This is a genomic window from Acinetobacter sp. DSM 11652, assembly GCF_900109815.1.
Taxonomy (GTDB): domain Bacteria; phylum Pseudomonadota; class Gammaproteobacteria; order Pseudomonadales; family Moraxellaceae; genus Acinetobacter.
The window spans coordinates 70,161-95,056 of sequence record NZ_FOBK01000009.1 but is presented as its reverse complement, the minus strand read 5'-3'; the positions used below and the strand labels follow the sequence as shown (position 1 = coordinate 95,056).

The 24,896-nt window shown below is 38.9% G+C and carries 21 protein-coding genes and 1 riboswitch; of the genes, 9 read left to right on the top strand and 12 right to left on the bottom strand.

Annotation, left to right across the window (positions count from 1 at the left end):
- Window positions 1–33: 33 nt before the first annotated feature.
- Window positions 34–2,181 carry a zinc piracy TonB-dependent receptor ZnuD gene (znuD, locus tag BMW42_RS10055; protein WP_092767577.1) on the top strand — a complete coding sequence of 716 codons (2,148 nt, stop codon included), beginning with the start codon at window positions 34–36 and terminating at the stop codon, window positions 2,179–2,181.
- 87 nt (window positions 2,182–2,268) lie between these two features.
- Window positions 2,269–3,732 carry a phospholipase D family protein gene (locus tag BMW42_RS10050; RefSeq protein ID WP_092767575.1) on the top strand — a complete coding sequence of 488 codons (1,464 nt, stop codon included), beginning with the start codon at window positions 2,269–2,271 and terminating at the stop codon, window positions 3,730–3,732.
- Between the two features lie 30 nt (window positions 3,733–3,762).
- Here the strand turns inward: BMW42_RS10050 and BMW42_RS10045 are convergent, their stop codons facing one another.
- Window positions 3,763–4,209, bottom strand: coding sequence for a hypothetical protein (locus tag BMW42_RS10045; RefSeq protein ID WP_092767573.1), 447 nt, complete (start codon window positions 4,207–4,209; stop codon window positions 3,763–3,765).
- A gap of 199 nt (window positions 4,210–4,408) precedes the next feature.
- Between BMW42_RS10045 and BMW42_RS10040 the strand changes: the two genes are divergently transcribed.
- Window positions 4,409–4,876, top strand: a complete 468-nt coding sequence (locus tag BMW42_RS10040; protein ID WP_092767571.1) for an RcnB family protein — start codon at window positions 4,409–4,411, stop codon at window positions 4,874–4,876.
- Between the two features lie 33 nt (window positions 4,877–4,909).
- Here BMW42_RS10040 and BMW42_RS10035 read toward each other — a convergent pair whose 3' ends face one another.
- From BMW42_RS10035 to BMW42_RS10020, 4 genes are all read right to left on the bottom strand, one after another.
- Window positions 4,910–5,407: a phosphate-starvation-inducible protein PsiE gene (locus BMW42_RS10035; protein ID WP_035265636.1), complete on the bottom strand. Its 498-nt coding sequence runs from the start codon at window positions 5,405–5,407 to the stop codon at window positions 4,910–4,912.
- 159 nt (window positions 5,408–5,566) lie between these two features.
- Entirely contained in the window at window positions 5,567–7,348 is a 1,782-nt protein-coding gene (locus BMW42_RS10030) for an acyl-CoA dehydrogenase C-terminal domain-containing protein (protein WP_092767569.1), read from the bottom strand.
- 171 nt (window positions 7,349–7,519) lie between these two features.
- Window positions 7,520–9,322: an acyl-CoA dehydrogenase C-terminal domain-containing protein gene (locus BMW42_RS10025; RefSeq protein ID WP_092767567.1), complete on the bottom strand. Its 1,803-nt coding sequence runs from the start codon at window positions 9,320–9,322 to the stop codon at window positions 7,520–7,522.
- Window positions 9,323–9,632: 310 nt separating this feature from the next.
- On the bottom strand, window positions 9,633–10,259 hold the full coding sequence (locus BMW42_RS10020) for a hypothetical protein (protein WP_092767565.1): 627 nt from the start codon (window positions 10,257–10,259) through the stop codon (window positions 9,633–9,635).
- Between the two features lie 133 nt (window positions 10,260–10,392).
- On the opposite strand from BMW42_RS10020, the gene baeS reads away from it, so the two are divergent.
- From baeS to BMW42_RS14860, 3 genes are all read left to right on the top strand, one after another.
- Window positions 10,393–12,054 carry a sensor histidine kinase efflux regulator BaeS gene (gene baeS, locus BMW42_RS10015; RefSeq protein WP_035265564.1) on the top strand — a complete coding sequence of 554 codons (1,662 nt, stop codon included), beginning with the start codon at window positions 10,393–10,395 and terminating at the stop codon, window positions 12,052–12,054.
- Between the two features lie 18 nt (window positions 12,055–12,072).
- Complete coding sequence (locus tag BMW42_RS10010) at window positions 12,073–12,759, top strand: response regulator (RefSeq protein WP_092767563.1); 687 nt, start codon at window positions 12,073–12,075, stop codon at window positions 12,757–12,759.
- A gap of 274 nt (window positions 12,760–13,033) precedes the next feature.
- Window positions 13,034–13,174: a GNAT family N-acetyltransferase gene (locus BMW42_RS14860; protein ID WP_322853438.1), complete on the top strand. Its 141-nt coding sequence runs from the start codon at window positions 13,034–13,036 to the stop codon at window positions 13,172–13,174.
- A gap of 362 nt (window positions 13,175–13,536) precedes the next feature.
- Here BMW42_RS14860 and BMW42_RS10000 read toward each other — a convergent pair whose 3' ends face one another.
- The 7 genes from BMW42_RS10000 to BMW42_RS09970 form a co-directional block, all read right to left on the bottom strand.
- On the bottom strand, window positions 13,537–14,451 hold the full coding sequence (locus tag BMW42_RS10000) for an NADP-dependent oxidoreductase (protein WP_092767561.1): 915 nt from the start codon (window positions 14,449–14,451) through the stop codon (window positions 13,537–13,539).
- Between the two features lie 191 nt (window positions 14,452–14,642).
- Window positions 14,643–15,017: an MmcQ/YjbR family DNA-binding protein gene (locus BMW42_RS09995; RefSeq protein WP_092767559.1), complete on the bottom strand. Its 375-nt coding sequence runs from the start codon at window positions 15,015–15,017 to the stop codon at window positions 14,643–14,645.
- Between the two features lie 69 nt (window positions 15,018–15,086).
- Complete coding sequence (locus BMW42_RS09990) at window positions 15,087–16,532, bottom strand: protein adenylyltransferase SelO (RefSeq protein ID WP_092767557.1); 1,446 nt, start codon at window positions 16,530–16,532, stop codon at window positions 15,087–15,089.
- 149 nt (window positions 16,533–16,681) lie between these two features.
- Window positions 16,682–17,848: an acyl-CoA desaturase gene (locus BMW42_RS09985; protein ID WP_092767555.1), complete on the bottom strand. Its 1,167-nt coding sequence runs from the start codon at window positions 17,846–17,848 to the stop codon at window positions 16,682–16,684.
- 230 nt (window positions 17,849–18,078) lie between these two features.
- Window positions 18,079–18,792 (bottom strand): glycerophosphodiester phosphodiesterase, encoded by a 714-nt coding sequence (locus BMW42_RS09980; protein ID WP_092767553.1) that lies wholly within the window; start codon window positions 18,790–18,792, stop codon window positions 18,079–18,081.
- Between the two features lie 139 nt (window positions 18,793–18,931).
- On the bottom strand, window positions 18,932–19,516 hold the full coding sequence (locus BMW42_RS09975; protein ID WP_092767551.1) for a cob(I)yrinic acid a,c-diamide adenosyltransferase: 585 nt from the start codon (window positions 19,514–19,516) through the stop codon (window positions 18,932–18,934).
- Between the two features lie 96 nt (window positions 19,517–19,612).
- Entirely contained in the window at window positions 19,613–21,451 is a 1,839-nt protein-coding gene (locus BMW42_RS09970; RefSeq protein ID WP_092767549.1) for a TonB-dependent receptor plug domain-containing protein, read from the bottom strand.
- Window positions 21,452–21,487: 36 nt separating this feature from the next.
- Window positions 21,488–21,704: riboswitch (cobalamin riboswitch) on the bottom strand.
- Between the two features lie 142 nt (window positions 21,705–21,846).
- On the opposite strand from BMW42_RS09970, the gene BMW42_RS09965 reads away from it, so the two are divergent.
- From BMW42_RS09965 to BMW42_RS09955, 3 genes are all read left to right on the top strand, one after another.
- Complete coding sequence (locus BMW42_RS09965) at window positions 21,847–22,491, top strand: phosphoribosylanthranilate isomerase (RefSeq protein WP_092767547.1); 645 nt, start codon at window positions 21,847–21,849, stop codon at window positions 22,489–22,491.
- Window positions 22,472–23,716, top strand: coding sequence for a tryptophan synthase subunit beta (gene trpB, locus BMW42_RS09960; protein WP_092767544.1), 1,245 nt, complete (start codon window positions 22,472–22,474; stop codon window positions 23,714–23,716). The genes BMW42_RS09965 and trpB overlap by 20 nt, the downstream gene beginning before the upstream one ends.
- A 552-nt stretch (window positions 23,717–24,268) precedes the next feature.
- On the top strand, window positions 24,269–24,781 hold the full coding sequence (locus BMW42_RS09955) for a DUF1543 domain-containing protein (RefSeq protein ID WP_092767542.1): 513 nt from the start codon (window positions 24,269–24,271) through the stop codon (window positions 24,779–24,781).
- The last annotated feature ends 115 nt before the right edge of the window (window positions 24,782–24,896 follow it).

Genomic DNA, 24,896 nt, shown 5'->3' with positions numbered 1-24,896 from the left:
CAATTGTAAATTTTCGAATTTTGAGCTTGTCGTATGAACTTTCATAAAAATATCATCACTGCCTCCGTCTTAGCAGTGATAGCATCCGCAGCACATGCTGATCAAAAACAAAAAAATGTTCAATTAGATACAATTTCTTCTACCGCACATCCATTGGTTCAAACAGCTGCTGACTTCGCTGTAGCGGATCATGTGATTGATCAAAAAAAATTATCCGAAAGACCAACAACCATAGGTGATGCGTTAGCCGATGAGTTGGGTGTTTATTCTAATCAATATGGAACAGGTGCAAGTCGTCCTGTGATTCGTGGCCAAGATGGACCGCGTGTAAAAGTTTTACAGCATGCTTCTGAAACTGCTGATGTATCAACACTTTCGCCTGACCATGCCGTAACGGTTGATCCTATTTTGGCGAAGCAAGTGGAAGTTATCCGAGGACCTTCAACATTACTGTACGCAGCTGGAACTGTGGGTGGTTTAGTCAACGTGACTGATCAAAAAATACCGACACAAATGCCAGCTAATGGTCTAGAGGGGCAAGTGGGCGTCCGCTACAACTCTGGGAGTGATGAAAAACTTGCGAGTGCAGGTGTAACAGCAGCTATAGGTGAAAATTTTGCACTTCGTGTTGAAGGCACGAAGCATAAAGCCAATGATTATATCCCTTTTAAAGGTTACTTCACTGAACATCATCATGAGGGTGAGACAGAGCCTCATCGTGAAAGTGCTAAACGTGTAGAAAATACCTTCTCAGAAGGTCAAACAGTTAATGTCGGCGGCTCATGGATCCATGATCGAGGTTTTGTGGGGCTGTCATATAGTAATCGACAAGATAAATATGGATTACCAGGTCATAGTCATGAATATCATGGATGTGAATTGCATGGAGATCATTTCCATTGTCCACCACCTAATTCAGCGCACGACCATGAACACGAAAATGCTGCAGGTCCATGGGTTGACTTAAAATCTGAACGCTATGATTTGCGAACTGAATTAAATGATCCATTAAAAGGATTTGAAAAGCTGCGAGCTCATTTAAGTTTTACAGATTACGAGCATGATGAACTAGAAGAAAATGAAGTTATTAGTAACTTTAAAAGTAAGGGTTATGATGGTCGTTTAGAGTTGGTTCATATCCCGTTGTTAGGTTGGGAGGGTGTTGTAGGTGTACAAGCATCTCAGCAAAAAATAAAACTTAATGCGCCTGAGGGACATGACCATGATGAAGTTGATCATGGTGACCATGATCATAGTGATCACGATCATGAACATCATGGTCATAGTCATGATGTTCTGATGGCGGATACAAAAACCAATAAGTACAGTTTATTTGCACTAGAACATAAACAGCTTGGTCCTGTGCATGTCGAATTGGGCGCTCGTGTAGACCATCAAAAAATTGATGTCGATTCCAATCAAAAGAACTACTCAGGGACTGCTGTTTCAGGATCAGCTGCAGCTAATTGGGAGTTCGCGCCAAATTATAAGTTGTCTCTAGTGGGGTCTCATCAACAACGTTTACCGCTAGCTCAAGAGTTATATGCAGATGGTCTTCATTTTGCAACAAACACATATGAGCTAGGTAATCCAGATATTGATAAGGAAACATCAAATAATCTAGAGTTAGGTCTCCATTATGAAGGTGATCAGCTTGATTATCATGTTCATGTTTATCACAATTGGTTTGATGACTATATTTATGGTGCAACTGTAGCTCAACAAGGCAATTTACGTGGACTTAAATATACGCAGGATAAGGCACGTTTTTATGGAACTGAGGCTCAGCTAGGCTATCAAATTAATGATACTTACAAGGTGAGTGTGTTTGGTGATTATGTAAGAGGCAAGATAGAGGGGGAAAATGCTCCACGTGTTCCTGCTGGACGACTTGGTACAAAGGTGGAAACCAATTTTGCTGATGGTTGGTCTGGTTTAGCTGAGTATTATCATGTATTCACGCAAGATAAATTTGCTGACTTTGAAAAAGAAACCCAAGGTTATAACATGGTCAATGTTGGTGTGTTTTATGCTGGGCAGTTAAACAATCGCAACGATTATCGGGTTTATTTAAAAGCAAATAACTTGTTGGATGATCAGGTTTATTCGCACAATTCATTTTTATCGAATATTCCACAAATTGGACGTAATTTCACCGTTGGTGTTGAATACGGATTCTAATTTACTCCAACGTGTTAAAAACAGTTTAATGCTTGAAAAAAGGTAAATTAAAACCTAGTCTGAAAGTATCGGACTAGGTTTTTTGTTATGCGTCTATTTAAACGAATTCACCAAAAATTAAATTGGTCAAACCGACGTTATGTTGGTCTGATTCTCGGTATGCTGACCATCGGCTATTTAGCCTCAGCGCTTTATCATATTTATAAACCATTACCAGAAGGGCTTAATTATTCCGGTAAATTACGGCATGCAAATGTGAAATTCCTAGCAGACCAAACTTATATAGATACGGCGGGTCAGCGACAGCAGCATCAGATTTTTGATGAAATTCTCAATCTTATTGAGCAAGCGCAAACCACAATTGTGTTAGATATGTTTCTGTTCAATCCTGAAACTGGTCAGTCTCAAAATCAACATCGCGCCTTAACACAAGAACTGACCCAAGCACTCATTCAAAAAAAGCGTCTAACACCGAATATTGAAATTAAATTAATCACTGATCCTATAAATTCAGTTTATGGTGGAATAATCCCAGAGCACTATCGACAACTCAGACAAGCAGGAATTGATGTCATAGAAACAGATTTATCACCATTACGCGCATCGAATCCACTGTGGTCGGGCATTTGGTATTTTTGTTGTCAGAATTTAGGAAATAATGCTGAGAAAGGTTGGTTAAGTAATCCTTTCGGCGAAGAAAAAATTACCATTCGAAGTTATTTAAATCTTTTTAATTTTAAAGCGAACCATCGTAAAACCATCATAGTGGATACATCCGAGGGATGGAAAACACTAGTGACTTCGATGAATCCGCATGATGGAAGCTCAAGCCATTCTAATGTAGCACTTGTGGTCGAAGGGCATACAGCTGTCGATATTTTAAAAACTGAACAATCAGTGGCTTTATTTTCTAAAGCAAATATTCCAATGGTTATTGTGGGAGATGTACCAGAAGATAAACAGTTGCCACAAGTGCAAGTACTGACAGAAAAAGCAATATATGATGAAGTGCTGAAACTGATTGAATCTGCTCAAGGTGCTGATGCAAAAATAGATTTGGCAATGTTCTATTTATCAGAGCGAGAAATTATTGAAGCCTTAATTAAAGCTCACCAACGCGGTGTTAAAGTTCGTGTATTACTAGACCCGAACAAAGATGCATTTGGACGTACTAAAAATGGTATTCCAAATCGTCCTGTCGCGACAGAGCTCTATAAAGCTGGAATAGACGTACGCTGGTGTAATACACAAGGTGAGCAGTGCCATTCAAAAATGATTATTAAGCGTAGTTCAAATCAGGTTGAACTGATTTTGGGGTCGGCTAATTTTACTGCTCGTAATTTGAAAAATTATAATTTAGAAACTGATTTACGTGTTATTGGCTCTTCAAATCAGCAAGTTTTTAAAGATGCAGTACAGTATTTTGATACTGCTTGGATGAATTTAGAGGGTAAGCAAATGAGTGTTGATTACTCAGAATATGCAGAAGATTCAAAAATGAAATATGCCATTTATCGATTCATGGAATGGAGTGGTCTCTCAACCTTCTAAAAAAATCCCTCGAAAGAGGGATTTTTTCATTTATGGATTCGGTGGAACTAATTTATCGAGTTCCTTATCATCAATCTGATCGAGCTCTTTAATATCGGTTTTAATTTTCCACTTAGACTCATCCTCAACAGGTTGAGGTAAACGTGCTTCTAACCAATCACAAACCACATCTGGCGTAAAATCAGGATGATTACACTGAATCACCCAAGATAAGAATTGTTTCGCCTCACCATTCATATAGGGTGGAGGAGACACAGGTAAAAACTGAGTGGGTAGGCGTTCATTTTTAGAAATGTAATTCAATACATGACCAAGTTCTTGAACCGTTTGCCAAGCTAAGGCATGGTCGATATTGATTTGAAATTTAAACCACCATGCATGTTCACCATCAGTGCCATAAGAATCGATATAGTTTTCTTGGACACTCGGAACTTTACAAAAAAATTGGTGCAGGCGATCAAAACTCATTTCAGGCACGGTGGATAATCTCGCAAAGTTAAAAATGGTTAGTCTAGCAGATTTACAAACAGACTCATGCAGATAAATAAAAGGTCTAAAGTATTAAATTTAAAATTTTAAATAATGTTCAAGATTTCTACATGATTGATCTATAGTTAAGCTTTAGAATGAGTGTTGAAAACAAAAGTAATCTTAAATTTGGAATGAGGTAATAGAGATGAACAATACATTATTGGTTAAGACTCTATTGGGTTCAGTGATTCTTTTAATAACGAGTCATACTTTTGCAGATAGTTGGGCTAATTACCAAGGTTCTAAGGTTCGACCTGTAAAACCAACACAGACTCCAATATATACTGGTAATGCAGATCGTCTAAGTAAGCCAGTCCCATTGCAACAACCACGTTTTGCTCAGAATAGACCTCAATTACAGCGACCATATCCTCCTTATCCAGCGTATCCGCAACAGAATGGGATTACAGTGATCTACCAACAGTCTTTACCGACCACGGCGACATATTCTAGCAAGCAGTCAAGCTTCGTAAATGGGCAGGGTGGTACTATTGAAATGAGTCAGTATATGCCGATTTCAGATTGGCGTCGTTATGGTCTTCCTGCACCACAAGTTGGAATGCATTGGATATACCAAAATGGTCGATATATCCAGATGCCAAATGATCGTTAGATGCTTGATCCAATTTGTCTAAGCCATTTTTATCTAAGCCAACTCATCATCTTCAGGGCGTGGTGTTTTTCCAAGTGGTAAAGGTTTATCTTGGTGTTTATCTCGGATCACTGATGGAAAATTCCAAGAAGCAAAACGCACGACCAATATAGCGAATGCTAGGATTAAAATTGATCCTGTAATAATGACTAAATCAATATCAGCTTTATGGTCATGTTGAATATCAGAAATTAACAGACGTGTCAGGGCAGTGATGGCGATATAGATCAGAAATCTGACGGGCATATGATTGGTCTTAAAATAAATACCTACCATCGCACCTAGTTCTAAATAGATAAATAACAACAGAATGTCATCAATCGTTGCATATTGTTTTACCGTAAGAATATCAATCACGGTATGTCCTGCAGACCAAATTACCATGCAGCCAATAATAAAGAGCGCAATATAGTGGAAGCTCTCAACTGCTAGATTTCCAAAACGATCTAATAAGGATTCGATTTTTTCTACGCTAATATCTTTTTTACTCATGACATCTCCTCCTTTGAAAAAACCTGATGGTTTCATTGGAGTGATGCAAAATTCATGCTCATCTTATGCCTAAGCAGGGAAGACTATTATGAGTTGCTTTGAAAATAAGCAAATTCAGGTAAAAAAAGCCTGAAGAATCAGGCTTTTTTAAGATAAAACTTATGATTGATTTGTGAAGTAATCCTCGCTAAATCCCATCACGATTTCAGAGCTAGCTTTGATGCGAGCTAAACGTGTATTTAATTCAGGTAAAACGCGTTGGATGTAGTAGTTCACCAAAGATAATTTGTTCTCATAGAACTCACCTGATTTTTCACTCGCAGCTTTAGCAATTTTAGCAAACATATAGGTAAAGCTGAGTAAGCCTACCGCATGTAAATAATCAACCGCAGCAGCATTCGCATAATCAGGATTTTCCGCAGCACGTTCAAGAACAACTTGTGTAATCGATTCAAGTTCAGTTGCAGCATCAAGAGTGGCATCTTTGATGTAATTTAAGTCCGCATCTAATGCATTTGCAAAGTCACGAATTTCTTCGATATATTCTGCGATGAATTGACCATTACATTTAATCGTTTTACGACCAATCAAATCTTGTGATTGAACGCCGTTCGTGCCTTCATAAATTTGTGAGATACGAAGATCACGGATACATTGTTCCATACCCCATTCACGAATATAGCCGTGACCACCAAAGACCATTTGGGCATCTAGTGTCGCATTGAAAGCAGTGTCTGTTAAATATGCTTTTGCGATTGGTGTGAGCAAAGCAACACGATTATTTGCTTTTGCAACTGCTTCTGGATCTGTCGAGAACTTTGTAATGTCAAGTTGTTGACCTACATATACTGCAAATGCACGTGAAGCTTCATTGTTCGCACGAGCATTTAAGAGCATACGACGTACATCACCGTGCACAAGAATACTATCAGCAGGTTTATTCGGAGATTTCACACCTGTTGCACTACGACCTTGTAAACGATCAGTGGCGTATTGAGCAGCATTTTGATAAGCAAATTCAGAAGCGCCTAAACCTTGGATACCCATGGACAAACGTTCATAGTTCATCATCACGAACATTGCAGCAAGACCTTCGTTTTCTTTACCGACTAAATAGCCTTTTGCACCGTCAAAGTTCATCACACATGTTGCAGAGGCTTTGATCCCCATTTTGTGTTCAATAGAACCAGGGCCTACAGGGTTACGATCACCCAAGGTACCATCTTCATTCACTAAGAATTTAGGTACAATGAACAGAGAAATACCGCGTGAACCAGCAGGAGCATCAGGCGTTTTTGCTAATACAAGGTGAATAATATTTTCAGCTAAATCATGGTCACCACCGGTAATAAAAATTTTAGTACCTGTGATGTTGTAAGTACCATCTTCATTACGTTCAGCCTTAGTTTTAATAATGCCTAAATCAGTACCTGCGTGAGGCTCTGTGAGACACATCGTACCTGACCATTCACCTGAATAGATTTTAGGAAGATAGGTTTCTTTTTGTTCTTGAGAAGCATAGCTATTTAATGCCATACCCGCACCCACAGAAAGAAGTGGGTAAAGCATAAATGATGGGTTGGTTGCAAAAAGCATTTCATCTGCAAGCACAGTCAGCATTTTTGGCATGCCTTGACCGCCCCATTCTTCGTCAGCACCTAAGCCAATCCAACCACCTTCTGCATATTGTTGGAACGCTTCTTTAAAGCCCGCTGGTGTGGTAACAGATCCATTATTATAAGTTGCGCCTTCTTCATCACCTGTGCGATTTAGGGGAAGGGTTACGTTTTGAGCGAATTTAGCCATCTCTTCTAAAATAGCTTCAGCTGTCGCAGCATCAATATGAGCTAAATTCTCATTTGATTGCCAAAATTGTTCAGCTTGAAATACATCATTCAAAATGAACTTCATATCTGTAAGAGGCGCATTATAGATTGGCATTTTCGTTCACCTTTTTTTTGTTTAAATATCTTTAGTTCTTAGCAGTCTATCGAAGCATATTAGGACTTGTTAGACGACTAAAGGTTAATATCTCGAATTTATTTATAAAGAAAAAGGACGGCCAAATCTATGACTGTCCTTTTTCTTTTTACACATATTTAATGTGGATCATTAGAATGCAAAATGTTCAGCATCTAAAGTCATTAATGGCTCTAATCCACCTGCAATTACGTCAACATGTGAGCGAACGCGTGGAAGGATCTTCTTGAAGTAGAAGCGAGCTGTCGTGATTTTCGCATTGTAGAAGTCAACTTCAGTTGAACCTGCTGCAAGTTGTTGTTGAGCAACTTGAGCCATGCGAGCCCATAAGAATGCTAGCGTTACATAACCAGAGAAGTATAGGTAATCTACTGCAGCAGCACCGACTTCATCAGGGTTTTGCATCGCGCGCATACCGATCTGCATGGTTAAATCACCCCATTCTTTGTTGAGTGCAGCCAAAGGTTCAATAAACTCTTTCAAGTCTGCATTATCTTTGTTTGCTTCAGCAAATTTGTGAATGATTTTGGTGAAATCTTTCAACATCGCACCTTGAGTTTGCAGTACTTTACGACCTAACAAATCAAGTGCTTGAATTTCAGTGGTACCTTCATATAAGCAAGCAATACGTGTATCACGAACAATTTGCTCCATACCATGCTCTGAAATGAAGCCGTGACCACCAAATACTTGTACGCCTTTGTTTGCAGCTTCATAACCAACTTCAGTTAAGAATGCTTTAGCAATTGGCGTTAATAATGACAGAATATTATCTGCAAATTTACGTTCTTCTTCAGTCGCGCCTTTCTCAACGATATCAGCATAGTGAGCAAGGTAGTACACTAGAGCCCGACCACCTTCAGCAAATGCTTTTTGCGTTAAGATTAAGTTGCGAACTGCTGGATGCACAATAATTGGATCTGCTTCTTTTTCAGGTGCTTTAGGACCAGAAAGTGAACGCATTGCTAAACGATCTTTCGCATATGCCAAAGCACCTTGGAAAGATGATTCAGCAGCAGACAAACCTTGTACAGCTGTACCAATACGTGCAGTGTTCATGAAGGTGAACATTGCATTCAGACCGCGGTTTTCAGGGCCAATCAAGTAACCTGTTGCACGATCAAAATTGATCACACATGTTGCGTTACCATGGATACCCATTTTATGTTCAATCGAACCACAACGAACAGCGTTGCGCTCGCCAACTTCACCATCAGCAGTTAATTTAAACTTAGGTACGATGAATAATGAGATCCCTTTTGTTCCCTTAGGAGCACCTGGTAAACGCGCAAGAACGATGTGAACAATGTTGTCCGCCATGTCATGCTCACCAGCGGAAATAAAGATTTTCTCACCTGAAATTGCAAAACTACCATCTGCATTAGGTTCAGCTTTTGTGCGGATAATACCAAGGTCAGAACCCGCATGAGATTCTGTTAAACACATGGTACCTGTCCACTCACCTGAAATCAGTTTTGGTAAGTAAGTATTTTTTTGCTCTTCCGTACCATGGTGCTCAATTGTACGAACTGCACCATGAGATAGACCTGGGTACATACCCCATGCCCAGTTCGAAGAGCCGATCATTTCAGAAATGATAATGCCTAAAGAGTTTGGTAAACCTTGACCACCATATTGTTCTTCAGCAGCTAAAGATGGGAATCCTAATTCTACATATTTTTTATATGCTTCTTTGAAGCCTGTTGGAGTAGTAACTACACCATCATTCCAAGTACAACCTTCGCGGTCACCTACTTGGTTGAGTGGAGATAATTCGTTTTCACAGAAATCAGCAGCAGCTTCTAAATATTGATCAACCAACTCACGGCTTACGTTTTCTTGGAATGCAGGGAGTTTTGAAAAGTGTTCTTCAGCATTTAATAATTCATGCAAAACGAATTGCATATCACGTAAGGGCGCTTTGTATTGTGGCATATCGGGTTCCTCAATACTGGTTAAACCAGATTTATAATCCTAATAAAAAATGTCGTGTCATCTACGACACCTATTTTGTTCTATTACATCGTGCAATAAGTTATTGCTTGGTACAAGTTTTATAGCCATATTCTGTGTGACTGTAAAGTCAAAGAAAAAATATTAATTTTGGCTAAGTGTTTAGAGTATAAAGTTTTTTCGTGAATTATATGTGAACAGAATAGTCAAAAACGTAATAAGTTATGACATAAAAAAAGGCGCAACATGCGCCTTTTTAATATTCAATCACTTAGTAGTGAGTTGAATTGGATTATGCGGATTTTTTTAAGTCTGGTTTAACGAGTGGTTGATTTGGTTTGAAATAAACTTTACATACACCGTTGATAGTCTGTTCACCCACTTTGATTTGAACTTTTTTACCGTCAGTTTGTCCATTGCATGCTTGAAGTTTTGCATTTTGACTAACTTGCTGTTGCATCAAACGTTGATCAATTTTTTGAACAAGCTCAGCACGTTTGGCATCTGTGAGCGGTTCACCTTTTTGTGAACGGTTAGCTTGGACCGAAGTTGGCTTTTCAGCTTTAAATTGGGCACGTGCTTGCTCATGCATTTTTTTCATATCAGCACGATCCGCTACGAAACGGATATGACAAGTACCATCAATATTTTGTTTATCAGTTTTGATTTGAACAGTTTGACCTACAGCTTTGCCGTCGCATGCTTGACGAATTTGCTGCATCATCGCTTTACGGTCAGCACGCGCTTGTTTGAATTGCTCGCGTTGTTCAGGTGTTAAACGTTCTTTATGATGATGTTTTTTATCAAAGTGACCCTTTTTAACTTCTTGAGGTGCTTGAGTAGTTGTTTGACATGCAGTAAGTGCGCCCATACTGATTAAACCAGTGGTCACCAATACAATTTTGTTCATCACTTTCATTATGTTTATCCCCAAAGTTGTTTGGATTCGGTATAGGTAAAGATTAAATAATAAAGATGAAGAAACAATGGAGAGTTTTTTGAATCAGTGTTAGATACAATACTGAAAAACGAAGAAATAATGTGAGTTAAATTTGAATATACGTCGCGTACCAATCGCACTACGCTTATTTTTTACAGTACTGTTAACGACATTGCTCATTACGACGGTTAGCTTAAGTGTGCTGCATTGGACGATGCAAAAAAACTTCACCAAATATGTAGCTGATGTAGAAATGCAAAAGCTTGATCATCTGATCGATAATTTAGCGGGCGTATTCTCTGTTTATCAGGATTGGGGAAATGCCGTTCAAGCTCAGATTTTACAAATTGAAGGTGAAGCTGCACCCGATGATTATGATCGACTATCACGTTGGTGGTTACGTCGCCAATATGATATTGCATTGCAACAGCGTTATTTCAAAGAGCATACATTAATTAGCGAAATTGAGTCACAAAGAACGCAAACTATTAGCCCTGAAGAGCTGAAAGTCTTAGAAGAAAATTTACCTTCTGCATTTCAGCCATTTGAAGGATTGCGTTTCCCATTAAGTTCAAATCAGAATCAGACAAGAACGACGAACAGTTCTGATAAATCACATGAAAATAAGCTTTCTAGTTTGAGAACTTCTGAATACCAGCAGGGCAAGAAACTATTTATATCTATGTCTGATCACTTGGGTTTAAGTTCTAGACTTTCCTTATATGATGCAAAACAACAGTTTATCTTGGGGGAACCATCAGAGAATATGGTGTCGTATCGACCGATCACAGTTGATGGCAATATTGTGGGGTATCTCGGGCTAAGACCTGTTTTAGATCAAGATGATGCTTTAAGTATTAATTTCTTTAGCAATCAAAAGCGTTATTTATTTTTAATATATATTCTGACATTTATTTCGAGTTTGGTTGCTGCCTTATTATTAGCAACTTATTTTAGAAAGCCAATTCAACGCTTATTAAATGCAACACGAGAATTAACCAAAGGAAATTTTCAGCATCAGGTGAAAGTAAATCGTAACGATGAGCTTGGCGATCTTTCGACTGAAATTAATCAGTTAGCTGTGATTCTAGATCAGCATGAAAACTCTAGAAAGCAGTGGGTTGCAGACACTTCGCATGAGTTAAAAACGCCGCTGGCTGTTTTGCAAGCACAAATTGAAGCAATGCAAGATGGAATACGTAAACCAACGCCTGAACATTTTGCTTCAATGTTGGCACAAGTTTCGAGTCTGAAAAAATTAACACAAGATTTGGCTGCGTTAGCACAAGCTGAAGCACAACAACTCAATTTTGATTTCAATGAAATTGACCCTTGGAGTGTCGTGTTAAATGAGATTGAAAATTTCAAACCTAAATTTGAACAAGCCGATCTCACGATTAGCGCAGAGGGGCATGGAACGAAATTACAATTAGATGTAGATCGTTTTAAACAAATTATGGTCAACTTACTCGGTAATACTATTCGCTATACGGAAGCCGGTGGAAGAATTCATGTGCATACGATCGAAAACGATAAGACTTGGTCGGTGATTGTTGACGATAGCCCATTAGGTCTTACTGATGAGCAATTGGCTCATTTAGGTGAGCGTTTCTATCGAGCGGATGATTCTAGAACACGTAGTACTGGCGGAACTGGATTAGGTCTAGCATTATCGTGCAAAATTGCACAAGGCATGAAGGGCTCCTTGAAGTTTGACCACTCACCATTGGGTGGATTGCGCTGCATCCTTACATTTCCAAAGAAATCGTTTTAAATTGAAGAAGGGTGACATATGAAACATGTGATGCTGGTTGAAGATGAAGTAGAACTTGCTCAATTGGTGCGAGATTATCTTGAAGCAGCTGGCTTTGAAGTCAGTATGTTTCACGATGGTCAAGAGGCTTATGATAGCTTTTTACAACGTAAACCAAGTCTAATGGTTTTAGATTTGATGGTACCTCGTATGGATGGTCTCACGATCACCCGTAAAGTCCGTGAGCAGTCTGATTTGCCTATTATCATGGTGACAGCACGTACGGAAGAGATTGATCGTGTACTTGGTTTGAATATGGGGGCGGATGATTATGTGTGTAAACCATTTAGCCCTAAAGAGTTAGTTGCTCGTGTTCAAGCAGTGTTGCGACGTTTAGATCGTAAAGCAGAACCAGAAGAAAATAATTTATTCCGTATGGATAAAGGTCAACAACGGATTTGGTATCAAAATAAATCTTTGAATTTGACACCTACAGAATTTCGACTTCTTGAATTATTTTTAGAACACGTAGGTCAGGTGTACTCTCGTGCGCAATTATTGGATCATATCAACCCAGACAGTTTTGAAGTGGCAGATCGTGTGATTGATAGCCATATCAAAAACTTGCGCCGTAAAATCTCGGATGCCGCGGAAACAGGTAATCGCCATGAATGGGTTCAAGCTGTTTATGGGGTGGGATATCGTTTCGAATATCCTGAAGATTAAGTAAAACTGAATGGTGATACAAAAGCGAACAGTACATGATGTTCGCTTTTTTTATGCTGAAAAAAAGAATTTGAATAAAAAAATGAATTTGGAAATTCGACCAGAACGAGACGAGGATATACAGGGTATTGCCGAACTCACTAAAAAAGCATTTGAGAAGGTGGAATATGCGAGTCACACAGCGCATTTTATTGTAAATGCTTTAAGAAAGCGGTAGCAGCTCATCCTATCCTTGGTTGCAGTTGATCATTCAGTCAAAGAAAAATTTAGTTTAGTGAGTCATGTTGCTGTCTCGTCAGTGAAATTATCAAATGCAGATACGGACTGGTACGGTTTAGGGTCTGTATTTGTAATACCTAATGCACAGAATAGAGGTGTGGGAAAAGCTTTGATGAGAAAGCTTTGTCTGAGTTAAAGTTGAAAGGCGCATGTGGATGTGTATTGTAAGGTGATCCAAATATTATCAACAATTTGGTTTCGCACCACAGTCAAACTTGGTTTTTGCCAATGTCTCTCCTAATTTTTTCAGGCGATCAGTTTTACACAGTGTTAACCTCAATCAAAGATTTTTTGTGCTCAAATATTTGAAATTATTAGATAATTTAAGATGTTAATTTAAATATAATTATTCACGAATTATTTTGCGTTGATTAAATCAATATTGAAGAACAATAAATAAACTAATCATAAGTTATCTATAACGAAGATGAGCAGTTTTATGATCATCTTCGTGTTTATAAAAATGTGTAGTTAAAAAAAATTAAATCAGATGGATCACTAGATTTTTACGATGATTTTACCGGTGACATGACCAAATTCACTTTTATTATGTGCTTTTGCCATGTCATGGAATTCAAAAACTTCATCAATTATAGGTTGGATATGCCCCCCTAAAATAAGGTCGTGAATTTCATCACTGTGGTTTTCCAAAACATCAACTGCGAAAATAAATTTTCGATCAAATTTACTTTTGGAAAAATGGGCAGATTCATCACCGAGTAAAGAGACAAGCAAGCCTTGTTGCTTGAGAAGCTCCCAAGATTCGATTTGTGTTTTAGCTCCAATACTATCCAAAATGAGGTCATATCTTTCTTGTATCTGATCCAATGAAGTATTGGTGTAATCAATGACGTGATTTGCTCCTAAGCTTTTAACGAATTCAATTTTTTTGGGTGAAACGGTTGTTGTAATATCCGCACCAAGATATTTTGCAATTTGAATTGCAGCAATTCCGACACCCCCAGCACCAGCGTGAATCAATACTTTCTGTCCTTTTTTTAATTTGCCTAATGTCACCAAAACATTATAAGCAACCTGTGTATTTGTAGGTAAAGCAGCCGCTTGTTCAAAACTCATAGATTCTGGAATATGGTGAGCTTGAGAGACATCCATGGAAACGAACTTGGCATAGGCATGATCTGCTTTACCATACACACGATCACCGACTCGAATGTTTTTTACATGGGCAGGAACTTGCTTTACAACCCCAGCAATTTCAAAGCCTAGAATGTTTGGGAACTCAAGCGGAAATAAGTCTTGGAATAGACCATTTCTTAATTTCCAATCGAAAGGATTAATTCCAATTGCTTTGTTCTCAATGAGTAGTTGATCTGTTGATGGTGTAGGTTCAGGAATTTGAGTGATTTCTAAGACATCTGCATTACCGTATTGTTTTATTTGAATTGCTTTCATGTATATTTTCAACAAATGGAAGAAGAGAAGAAAATCTTAAAATTGATCAGTGAGGGGTTACAGATTCAATTTTGAAAAAGACTGTTCTATGAATTGCTTAAAAAGATGAACTTTTATTCAAATGTGTGAAAAAAATGAGTGGATAAAATGTATCGTGAAGCACGATAGGCATGGATCGTTGCGCAATATCGTTATTCTGCAATTGAACCTAAAAGTGCAATTCTTTTTTGATCTATTTTTCTAAGCTTCGATATCACAAGATTATAGGAGTTAGAGATCAAATCTTTGAGAAGCTCTTCATCCAATTCAGATTCATCATAGATTGAAACCCAGTGTCGTTTATTCATGTGCCATCCAGATCGAATATAAGGATAAATATCTTTCAACATATGTCCATGATCTGGTTCAACTTTTAAATTAATCGCAGCTTTGCCTTGTAAATGAAATGCGAGCAAAAAGACTTTATCCATAATTTTATAAACATCACATCCCTCACCAAACGGTTGACTGACAGTGACTTCAGGAAGTTTTAAAGCTTGTGATGCTGCCAATTGATGTAAATGCATAGTCAAAACGAATGGGTATTGTGGATAATGATTAAATTATCCACAGAATGAGAGAGGTCTGTGAATAACTTATGATGAACAACTGACTTGAATTTCAGGGACGTCGCTAGCTAAAGGGCCTAAGTCTTCTGGTTGTTCAAGATGTTCTTGTTTGGTGTATGGTGTTTGAAGAAGTTTGAACAAGCGATCAACTTCAGAGAAATCATCACGTTCAGCAAGTTCAATTGCTTTCTGTGCCATATGGTTTCGTAGAACGTAGTGTGGATTGGCTGTTAACATCGCTTGATCGAGATCGTCAGTGTCTTGATTTTCCCGTATTGAGAGATATTGGTGAAGAAACCGCTCAAATGCGATACGATCAAGGCAATCATCTTTGATTTGTTCATACGCTTTATTCTGTAAACGAATAAAACTTTGGGTGTAATCAAGTTGTTCTGTTTGTAAAATATGTAGAAAAGCCATACCACAATCAAAGCTATCTTTATGAAAACTTGGTAATCCCATTTTTTGACTTAAACCAAGTTTATAGTGTTCCAGGAACGTTGGTTCATAGTGTTCTAAACAGTAAGACAAGTCTTGTTTCCATTGCTCTCGATCATAATTTTCTGGACAAAGATGAATGAGACTATTTAACCAAGTCCATAAATTCCAGTGCCCGATACTCGGTTGGTTCTGATACGTATAGCGTCCTTGGTAATCAGAATGATTGTTGATCCAATTAGGACGGAAACGCTCCATAAAACCATAAGGTCCGAAATCTAAAGTTGAGCCGGTAATATTCAGGTTGTCAGTATTCATGACCCCGTGCGCAAAACCAATCAGTTGCCACTTGGCGATCATGATCGCAGTACGTTGAATGACTCGAGTTGCAAAAGAAAGAACAGGTTGTTCTGTCTCCAAACATTCAGGGTAGTGCCATTCAATGCACTTTTGCGTAAATTCTTGCAGTAGATCTGGCTGAAATTGATTAATCCATTCAAAGTGACCCAAGCGAATATGTGTCTCGCACGTACGCAACATCATCGCGCCACGTTCAAGTTTTTCTCGTTGTACACCTTGATCTGATGATACAAAACCAATCGCATTACTGGATTGAACACCTAGGGCATTGAGGGCGTGTCCAGCCAAATATTCACGAATAACGGAACGTAACACTGCACGACCATCGCCTCTCCGAGAATAGGGGGTAGAGCCAGCACCTTTAAGATGTAAATCGACCGTATTGTTATTTTGATCTAGGATTTGAGCAATGAGTAAACCGCGACCGTCACCAAGCTGTCCAGCCCATTGTCCAAATTGGTGACCCGCGTATACCATCGCCAAAGGTTCAAACTCAGCAAAAGTTTTTTGCCCGCTACAGATTTCTACCCAGTTCATCTTATCTTCTTGAGTCCACAGTAACTCATCTGCAAGTGCTTCATTAAAATGACCAGGTTTAGCCCCTTTTAGAGGAAGAGGTTGTTGATGATGATACAGTCGAGCGGGTAGTGTGTTATAGCGAGAATTGAACTGCATATAATTTTTCAAAATGTGATGAACAACTTTGACTATAGCAAAATTCGATACATAAAACTGTGACTGCTACATTGGAAATAGTATCGAAAAAAATAAAAAAAGCCCCGATCAACGGAGCTTTGGAGTAACTGAAGAGTCTCTTGAATGAGTTATTCAGATACTGGTGATTTCTTTAAATTACGAACCAATAAGTTCAATGTCTCTCTATGATGAGATAAACGTTGTTCAACCAATTGGAATTCAACTTTCAGTTTGCTATCCATTAAGTGAATTTTTTCAGCAACAGCTGCTTTTTTGGCATTAATTTCTTGCTCTTTAAGCTTCGCCCAATCATTTAAAGTTTGCGTAAATGCTTCATATTCTTGAGCAATTTTTGTTTTAACTGTCACAATATCATCATTGACGTTATGGCCGTAAACAGCGAGATCTTGTTGCGCATATTTAAACTTCATTGCAAGCTCAGCTTTTTTAATATTAAAACTTGGAATACGTCGTAAGTTTTTTGCGAGCCCTACTTTTGAACACGTCCAGATCAACCATTTAGTTGGGTCGTATTGCCACCATTTTACGCCATTGCGATAGTCGTATTGGAAGATATGATGGTAGTTATGATAACCCTCACCCCAAGTCGCAATAGCAAGAACAAAGTTGTCACGTGCAGTATTTTCATCTGTGTACGGACGTTTGCCCCACATATGGCATAGCGAGTTGATAAAGAAAGTCACATGATGGCTTAAAATTAAGCGCATTAAACCACCCAACAATAACACTCCCCAGACATCACCAACTGCCCATCCAATAGGAAGAAGAATAGCGGCATGAACGACAATCACGAGAGGGATGTAATATTTATCTTGGAACATGACAATTTTGTCAGCCAATAAATCAGGGGCGTTTTTGTAATTTGCTTCAGCTGCTGGATAGTTGCGTAGCATCCAACCGATGTGCGCGTACCAAAAGCCATTGTTAATTGAGTAAGGATCTTTTTCTACATCATCAACATGACGATGATGGGTACGGTGACCTGAGGCCCAATACAAAATGCTGTTTTGTACAGCAAAGGTTCCCATAATCATTAAAATGATTTTGAGTGGTACAGTCGCTTCATAAGCACGATGTGCCCATAAGCGGTGATAACCTGCGGTAATGCCAAGACTGCTCAGACCCAATAGCGCAAACATGCTGATCCACGCAGCAAGCGAGAAATCATGATGATAAGCATAAAGTGGAATCGCAATAACGGCGACAATAGGTAAAAACACCAATGCAAATACTGCAATCCAGTTGATTGGGGCTTTGGGTAGGGGAGCATTCATCTCCAACAGCACTCCTAGAACCTTTAATAGGTTAAAACTAAATCCACTCACAAATTTGTGAGGTTAGACTCGTTAATACTAACATGGGCGAACATGTGTTCACTAGCATTATTGTACAGTTGTATTGTTTAAACCGTAACAGAGTACATCATTGTATAAATTCGACTTTGGACGAATTTCAGAAAATAAATTAGAAAAAATAATCAAATAAGTTTTTGAATTTGAAAATATTATAGGTGAGACATCATTAACTTGGGATAATCAGTAATTAAGCCTTGAACTCCTAAATCCTTAAGCTGTTTAGCACGATCTATATGATTGACTGTCCAAATACTAATATTTAAATTTGCGGAAAGTGTGGAGGCAATGATCTCATTTGTAGCAAGTTCGTTCATCCAACCAATTTGACAACATTCAAATTTCAAAGCTTGATCAATGGCTGCATGCTTTATATCGGTTTCAACCAGTAATCCACGCTTAAACCTTGATTTTTGCTGTTGAAGGGCTTGATGAATTTTAGGATCGAAACTGGTGATAATGGCGGAATCTTCAAAGCCTATTAATTGTTGATCTAAGGCTTCGACAATCTTTTCTGCGGCCTTCATCGATTCAACAGCTTTGACCTCAACTTCAATATGATTAAAATTATGAATAATTTTGAGGGTTTGATCGAGTAGAGGCGTAGCTTCGACTTTATTCCATTCAGACCACGTTACGGCATGATTATACTGCGCTAAATCTTGCTCATGACATTCGTATAAATGTTTAGCTTGGCCTGTAGTACGAATAAAGTCATCATCATGCATCACGATCAGCGCATTATCTTTGAGTTGACGAACGTCAAATTCTACAGCGCGGATACCAATATCTTGAATATATTGAAATCCACCGAGGGTGTTTTCAGGTGCTTCCCCACGCGCACCACGATGACCAATTATTTTCATAAAACACCCTGAAATTTCAGGGTGATTTTAGTGCTAAATCATGAATGAAATATGACGATTTTAAATCAAAATTTTGATCAAAAAAGCATTTTAAGTGGATGGGGCAATCAACATGAAGACCTTTTTTACACTTTTAAGGTCAGGGCTCAATTGTCTCATTGATATTCTTTTGCCAAAGCACTTCTGAGCCACCTTCAGCACGTTGTAAGGTACGAGATGCGACGAATAACCAATCAGATAAGCGGTTCAAAAGTTGTAATGATGTGGCTTGGATATTTTGATCACGTTGATGGACAGACATCACGCTACGTTCAGCTCTACGGCAGACAGCACGTGCTTGATGTGCAAAGCTACAGACCAAAGTTCCTGCAGGAAGGATAAAATCCTTGAGCATAGGTAATACTTCATTCATGCGATCAATATCTTTTTCTAAGAACTCAATTGATACTGGTTGAACCAAGTTAAAGCCCGGGATACATACTTCACCGCCTAAATCGAATAACCAGTGTTGTATCAGGCCAAGCGTATTGTCCCAAACGGATTTATCTGTAATGGTACTGATCGCTATATGTGAGCGAAGGACGCCGATCACTGCATTGAGCTCATCGACATCTCCCAAAGCATCAATACGTAAATCATCTTTAGGTACACGTGAACCATCGCCTAGTCCGGTAGTGCCCGTATCTCCCGTGCGGGTATAAATTTTACTTAAACGGTGACCCATGAGGTTTCCTTTAAATTTTTTTAAGTGCTAGATATGAAAAGAATCATGCCATAGGCATGACATGATTCTCAAAAGTATTTATGAGTCAAAGAATGCTTAGTATCTGAATGTCACACCAGCAGAAGCTAAACGTCCACCATTGACATAATATTGCTCACCAGCACTGTGAACAGTTTTATAGTTCACATCACCAACGTTTTCAATATTGGTAAACAGTTTTACATGCGGGTTAAGGTTCCAGAATGCATTTAAGTCTACTCGAGCATATCCTGGGATATCTTGGCTAAAATCCTTTGCTTTTGATTTGGCAACGAGCGAAGCACTTAAACCATAATTTGCATTTTGTAAACCTGCTGAAACAGTAACTGATTGACGAGGACGACGTAATAACTCAGTATTTTTTTCAGTATCTTCAGTTTTGATATATGTATAGCCTGCATTGATAAAGTACTGATCATTTGTCCACTGTGCTGTCAATTCACCGCCTGTCATTTGAGCTTTATCAACGTTTTGGTTTTGGTAAGTTGGGAACGTATTCACCCAATCGCCATCACAAGTACTGACGCAGATTGAATCAATTAGATTATCAACTTTGGTATAGAAAGCAGAAGCACCCAATGAAATATTAAGAGGGATTTTTTGGTCAATACCAATTTCATAAGAAATGCTTTCTTCTGGCTTAAGTTGCTCATTACCACCATAGGCATATAGATCATTTAATGTAGGTGCTTTAAATGCAGTGCCAATATTGGTGTAAATACTTGTTGTAGGAAGCAATTGGTATCTGAATGCACCCTGCATGACTGTGTGTGAACCAAACTTTTCATTGTCTTCTAAGCGGATGCCAGCTTGCGTACTCAAGCCATCGGCTTGATATTGATGCTGAATATAGTAACCTGTTGAATTAATATCTTCGTTTAATGCATCGGTTTTAGCTTCAGTATTACGTTGGGTCACACCAACTAGAATATTTTGGGCTGGTACAAAATTCCATTTGCTATAAAGCTCAGCCTCTTGAGTTGTACTGTGTACAAAACTATTAGAAGTTACTTGCTCCAAATCATCTTTAAATTGGGATAAACGTGCATGAACTTCAAGCTGATCAGTTGGGTTAATGCGTCCCTTTGCATTTATGATTTCATTTTCAAAATCTTGACTTGAGAATGTACCCCAGTTGTTGTATTCCCCATTTCCTGAGTTCTGACTGAAATCTAAAGATGCAGCATAACGTTTTTGATCTATACCAAACTTGGCACTATAACCTTTTTGATCAAAGCTATAGTTACGTTTATCATTCATATTAAATACTGGCGTACCGTCAGTTTCTAATATTTGACCTCGAACTTGTGCATAGATGCCATTTTCAGCTAAATCTGCGCCAACAATCGATTTATAGGTGTTATTTTCACCAATTTCACCTGTAATAAAAGCTGTAGTTTTTTCTGGTGTGCGCGTGACAAATTGAACCACCCCTCCAATCGCATCAGTTCCATAAAGTACAGATGCTGGACCTTTTAGAACTTCAATTTGTTTAAGATCGGTGGTGTCTAAAAATGGAATAGAGGCAGCACCAGTTGTCGCTGTATTTAAGCGGACGCCGTCACGTAGCACTAGAGTTTGATTTGAATTCGTGCCTCGTAAAAAAATTGAAGTTTGTTGACCGTAACCGCCAGATTGAACCACGTTAATGCTAGGATCTGTTTTAAGTAGGTCTGGCAGAGCTTTAATTGGTGACTGTTCGAGAATCTGTGGCTGGATAATTGAAATACGTGCAGGTACGTTTTCAAGCTTTTCTTCTGAGCGAGTAGCTGTGATTACAATAGTTTCTAAAGTTGCATTAGAAGTTATTTGTTCTTGAGCAAAAACTGATGTAGTAAAACCCATCGCAATAGCGATTGCACCAACCAAAGCTGTTGGTTGACATTGAATAGACATAACGTGCTCCATACATTCACTTCCCCGTGAATGATTGAGTGGAAGAACACAACAAGCAGGTATCCGGACTCAAATGTAGTAACTGGATTACTTACATTTCCACCTTCCCACATATGACATGCAGTGGTGTAAATCTCTAAAAATCAGAAATCTATTGAGAAATGCTTTTCATTTTTTACCGTTGCGGGGGCAGTGTTGGATTTTCACCAACTTCCCTAAAGCGATTGCTTTGACTTGTTGCAATTTGAGCGCAGTATAAAGAGCGCTTCTCATTTAAACAATCTTCACACCGAATATTCTGAGTGAACTTTACGCAAGATGAAAAAATTGCTTTACAATGAAGCGCCCAAAAATGATAGATCGGCTATGATGAGGGTGGATTAGAGCTAGAATAGATGCGAACTCGTGCAAAAATATGTGGGATTACCCGATTAGAAGATGTCCAAGCTGTTGTGCAAGCTGGTGCGGATGCCATAGGACTTGTGTTTTTTCCACCAAGTCCAAGACACGTAGATGTTGAGCAAGCAGCACTGTTGGTTCAAGCGATTCCTGCTTATATTCAATCAGTTGGATTATTTGTTAATAGTTCAGCCGAAGAGATCCAAAACATACTTAAAAAAGTCCCTTTAGATATTTTGCAGTTTCATGGCGATGAAAGTCCAGAACAGTGCAAACAAATTGCTCAAGCAGTGGGTCGCCGCTGGTATAAAGCAATTCAAGTAAAACCAGAACTAGATATCGTTGAAGAAATCAATAAATATCAAAAGTTTGGTGCGAGTGCTGTGTTGTTGGATGCATGGCATCCAGATTTAAAGGGCGGAACAGGCCACAGCTTTGATTGGACAACATTTCCAAAATTAAATATTCCATTGATCTTGGCAGGAGGACTAAACCCTGACAATATCGAGCAAGCAATTCTTACAACACAAGCATATGCTGTGGATGTGAGCGGCGGTGTAGAGTCCGCAAAAGGTATAAAAGACCAACAACTCGTAGAACGCTTTATGCAAGGAGTCCATCGTGGATCAGCAAACCGTTAATCAACAAGATCAAGTGATTGACTATACCCAATACCCTGATGCAAAAGGGCATTTCGGTATCCATGGCGGACGTTTTGTGTCAGAAACTCTAATGGCTGCACTAGAAGATCTAGAGCAACTGTATTTCCGAATGAAAAATGACGAACAGTTTTTGGCAGAATTCGACCGTGACCTCGCTTTTTATGTAGGTCGTCCAAGTCCGCTTTATTATGCTGAGCGATGGTCAAAGGAGTTGGGTGGTGCACAAATCTATTTAAAACGAGAAGACTTGAACCATACTGGCTCCCATAAAGTAAATAACACGATTGGTCAGGCTTTACTGGCGAAGTTATCAGGCAAAAAACGTATTATTGCTGAGACTGGTGCAGGTCAACATGGTGTGGCAACAGCGACCATCGCAGCGCGTTTAGGGCTTGAATGTGTTGTATACATGGGTGCAGATGATGTGAAACGCCAAGCGATGAATGTATATCGTATGCGTTTATTGGGCGCGACTGTTGTTCCTGTCGAAAGTGGTTCTAAAACATTAAAAGATGCCATGAATGAAGCCATGCGTGATTGGGTAACAAATGTCGATTCTACCTATTACGTGATTGGTACAGTTGCAGGTCCACATCCATATCCTCAATTGGTACGTGATTTCCAATCGATCATTGGTCGTGAAGCACGCCGTCAAATTCAAGAGCAAGCAGGTCGTCTACCAGATGCATTGGTTGCTTGTGTCGGCGGTGGTTCAAATGCGATGGGCTTGTTCTATCCATTCCTGAATGATCAAGAGGTGAAAATGTACGGTGTTGAAGCTGCTGGTTACGGTATTGAAACTGGCAAACACTCTGCTCCATTAAATGCTGGTCATGTTGGTGTGCTGCATGGTAACCGTACTTATCTGATGTCAGATGCGCAAGGTCAGATTATTGAAACACACTCAATTTCAGCAGGTTTGGATTATCCTGGTGTAGGCCCAGAGCATAGCTTCTTAAAAGATATGAAGCGTGTTGAGTATGTTCCAATTAATGACAATGAAGCATTACAAGGCTTCCGTGACTTAACTAAGATTGAAGGTATTATTCCTGCACTTGAAAGTTCGCATGCGATGGCATATGTGACTAAGTTGGCTCCAACGATGTCTAAAGATCAAATTATTATTGCGACGGTTTCAGGTCGTGGTGATAAAGACTTAATGACAGTTGCACGCATTGATGGCGTGGAAATGGTAGAGATGTAATTCACCCTTTAAGCCTCTCCCTTTGGAATGGGAAGCACTGCTTCGTAAGGGGAGAGGTGCTATTTAGAAAATCGCATTTAAGCCATTGGATGCGATTTTTTTATGCGCTCTAGAAAAGCTAAAATATTTTCCTAAAATTTGATTTTTGGATCGGCGACATGGATGTCGTCTGTATTTCTGTGATACAGGCAAGTATCATCAGAAATACAAAATGATTTTGTTACTTTTACCGAAAAAAAGTAAGGCAGTTTGGAGTGTGAATCTATTTGAGATTCAGATTTGAAGAGCTATTTCATGGACTTACTTTTACGTTACTTTGGAAAAGCCCAAAGTAACCGAAGGCTTTCTGTTGAGCAGATATTACATTCTTGTAATACTGCTCAACGGGGGACATCCATGTCGCCACCACGTATCCATTATCGTTGAATTGGTCAGGTTAATCTTTAAACCCTGTATAAAAATCAGTAACACAGCCAATCCATTCTTTTCAGTAGTGGCAAATCCAAATTCAGGTATGATTAATGGTCTTGTCAAAGCCAAAGGAAATCAACCATGCCAAGCCTATTTCTTGTAATGCTCGGTGGTCGTCATGCACGTGCCAATACTGAAGTGCATGATGTGGTTTTGGCTGTTGGGGATTCACTAGAAGAAGTCTATCCTCAACTCAAAAATGCTTGGTTTGGTGAGCAGAAAGGTTTACATATTGATGCTTGGGCGAAGGTAAATGGAGTGGAGTATAATGAGCAGCAATTCCAAATCCATTTTACAGATGCAGCTCCTAATGAAAACGAAATGAAACTCTGGTTGATTAATTTAGGTGGGTACCACGTTAATGAGTTCGGAGAGTTACATCGTTATGTATTAGTACCCGCTTTAAATAGTTCATCGGCTAAAGAGCGTGGAAAATCATTCTTTGGAAAAGATTGGCAAAAACAGCATACAGATCGGGTTTTGGACGTTGATGATTGTATTGCCATTGATCATGTGCATGGTCGTTATGTGCAATTGATTGAGGGTCAATTTAAAGAAGGGTACTGGGAAAATACATACATCACGATCGGATAATTTTTAATAAAGAACAAATTTACTATCTATATGAATTTATGTGCTAAGAATGGTTAAATAAAATCTTTATGTGGAATAAGTACTGGAATCCAGAGCTTGTCTATATATCAGTGAT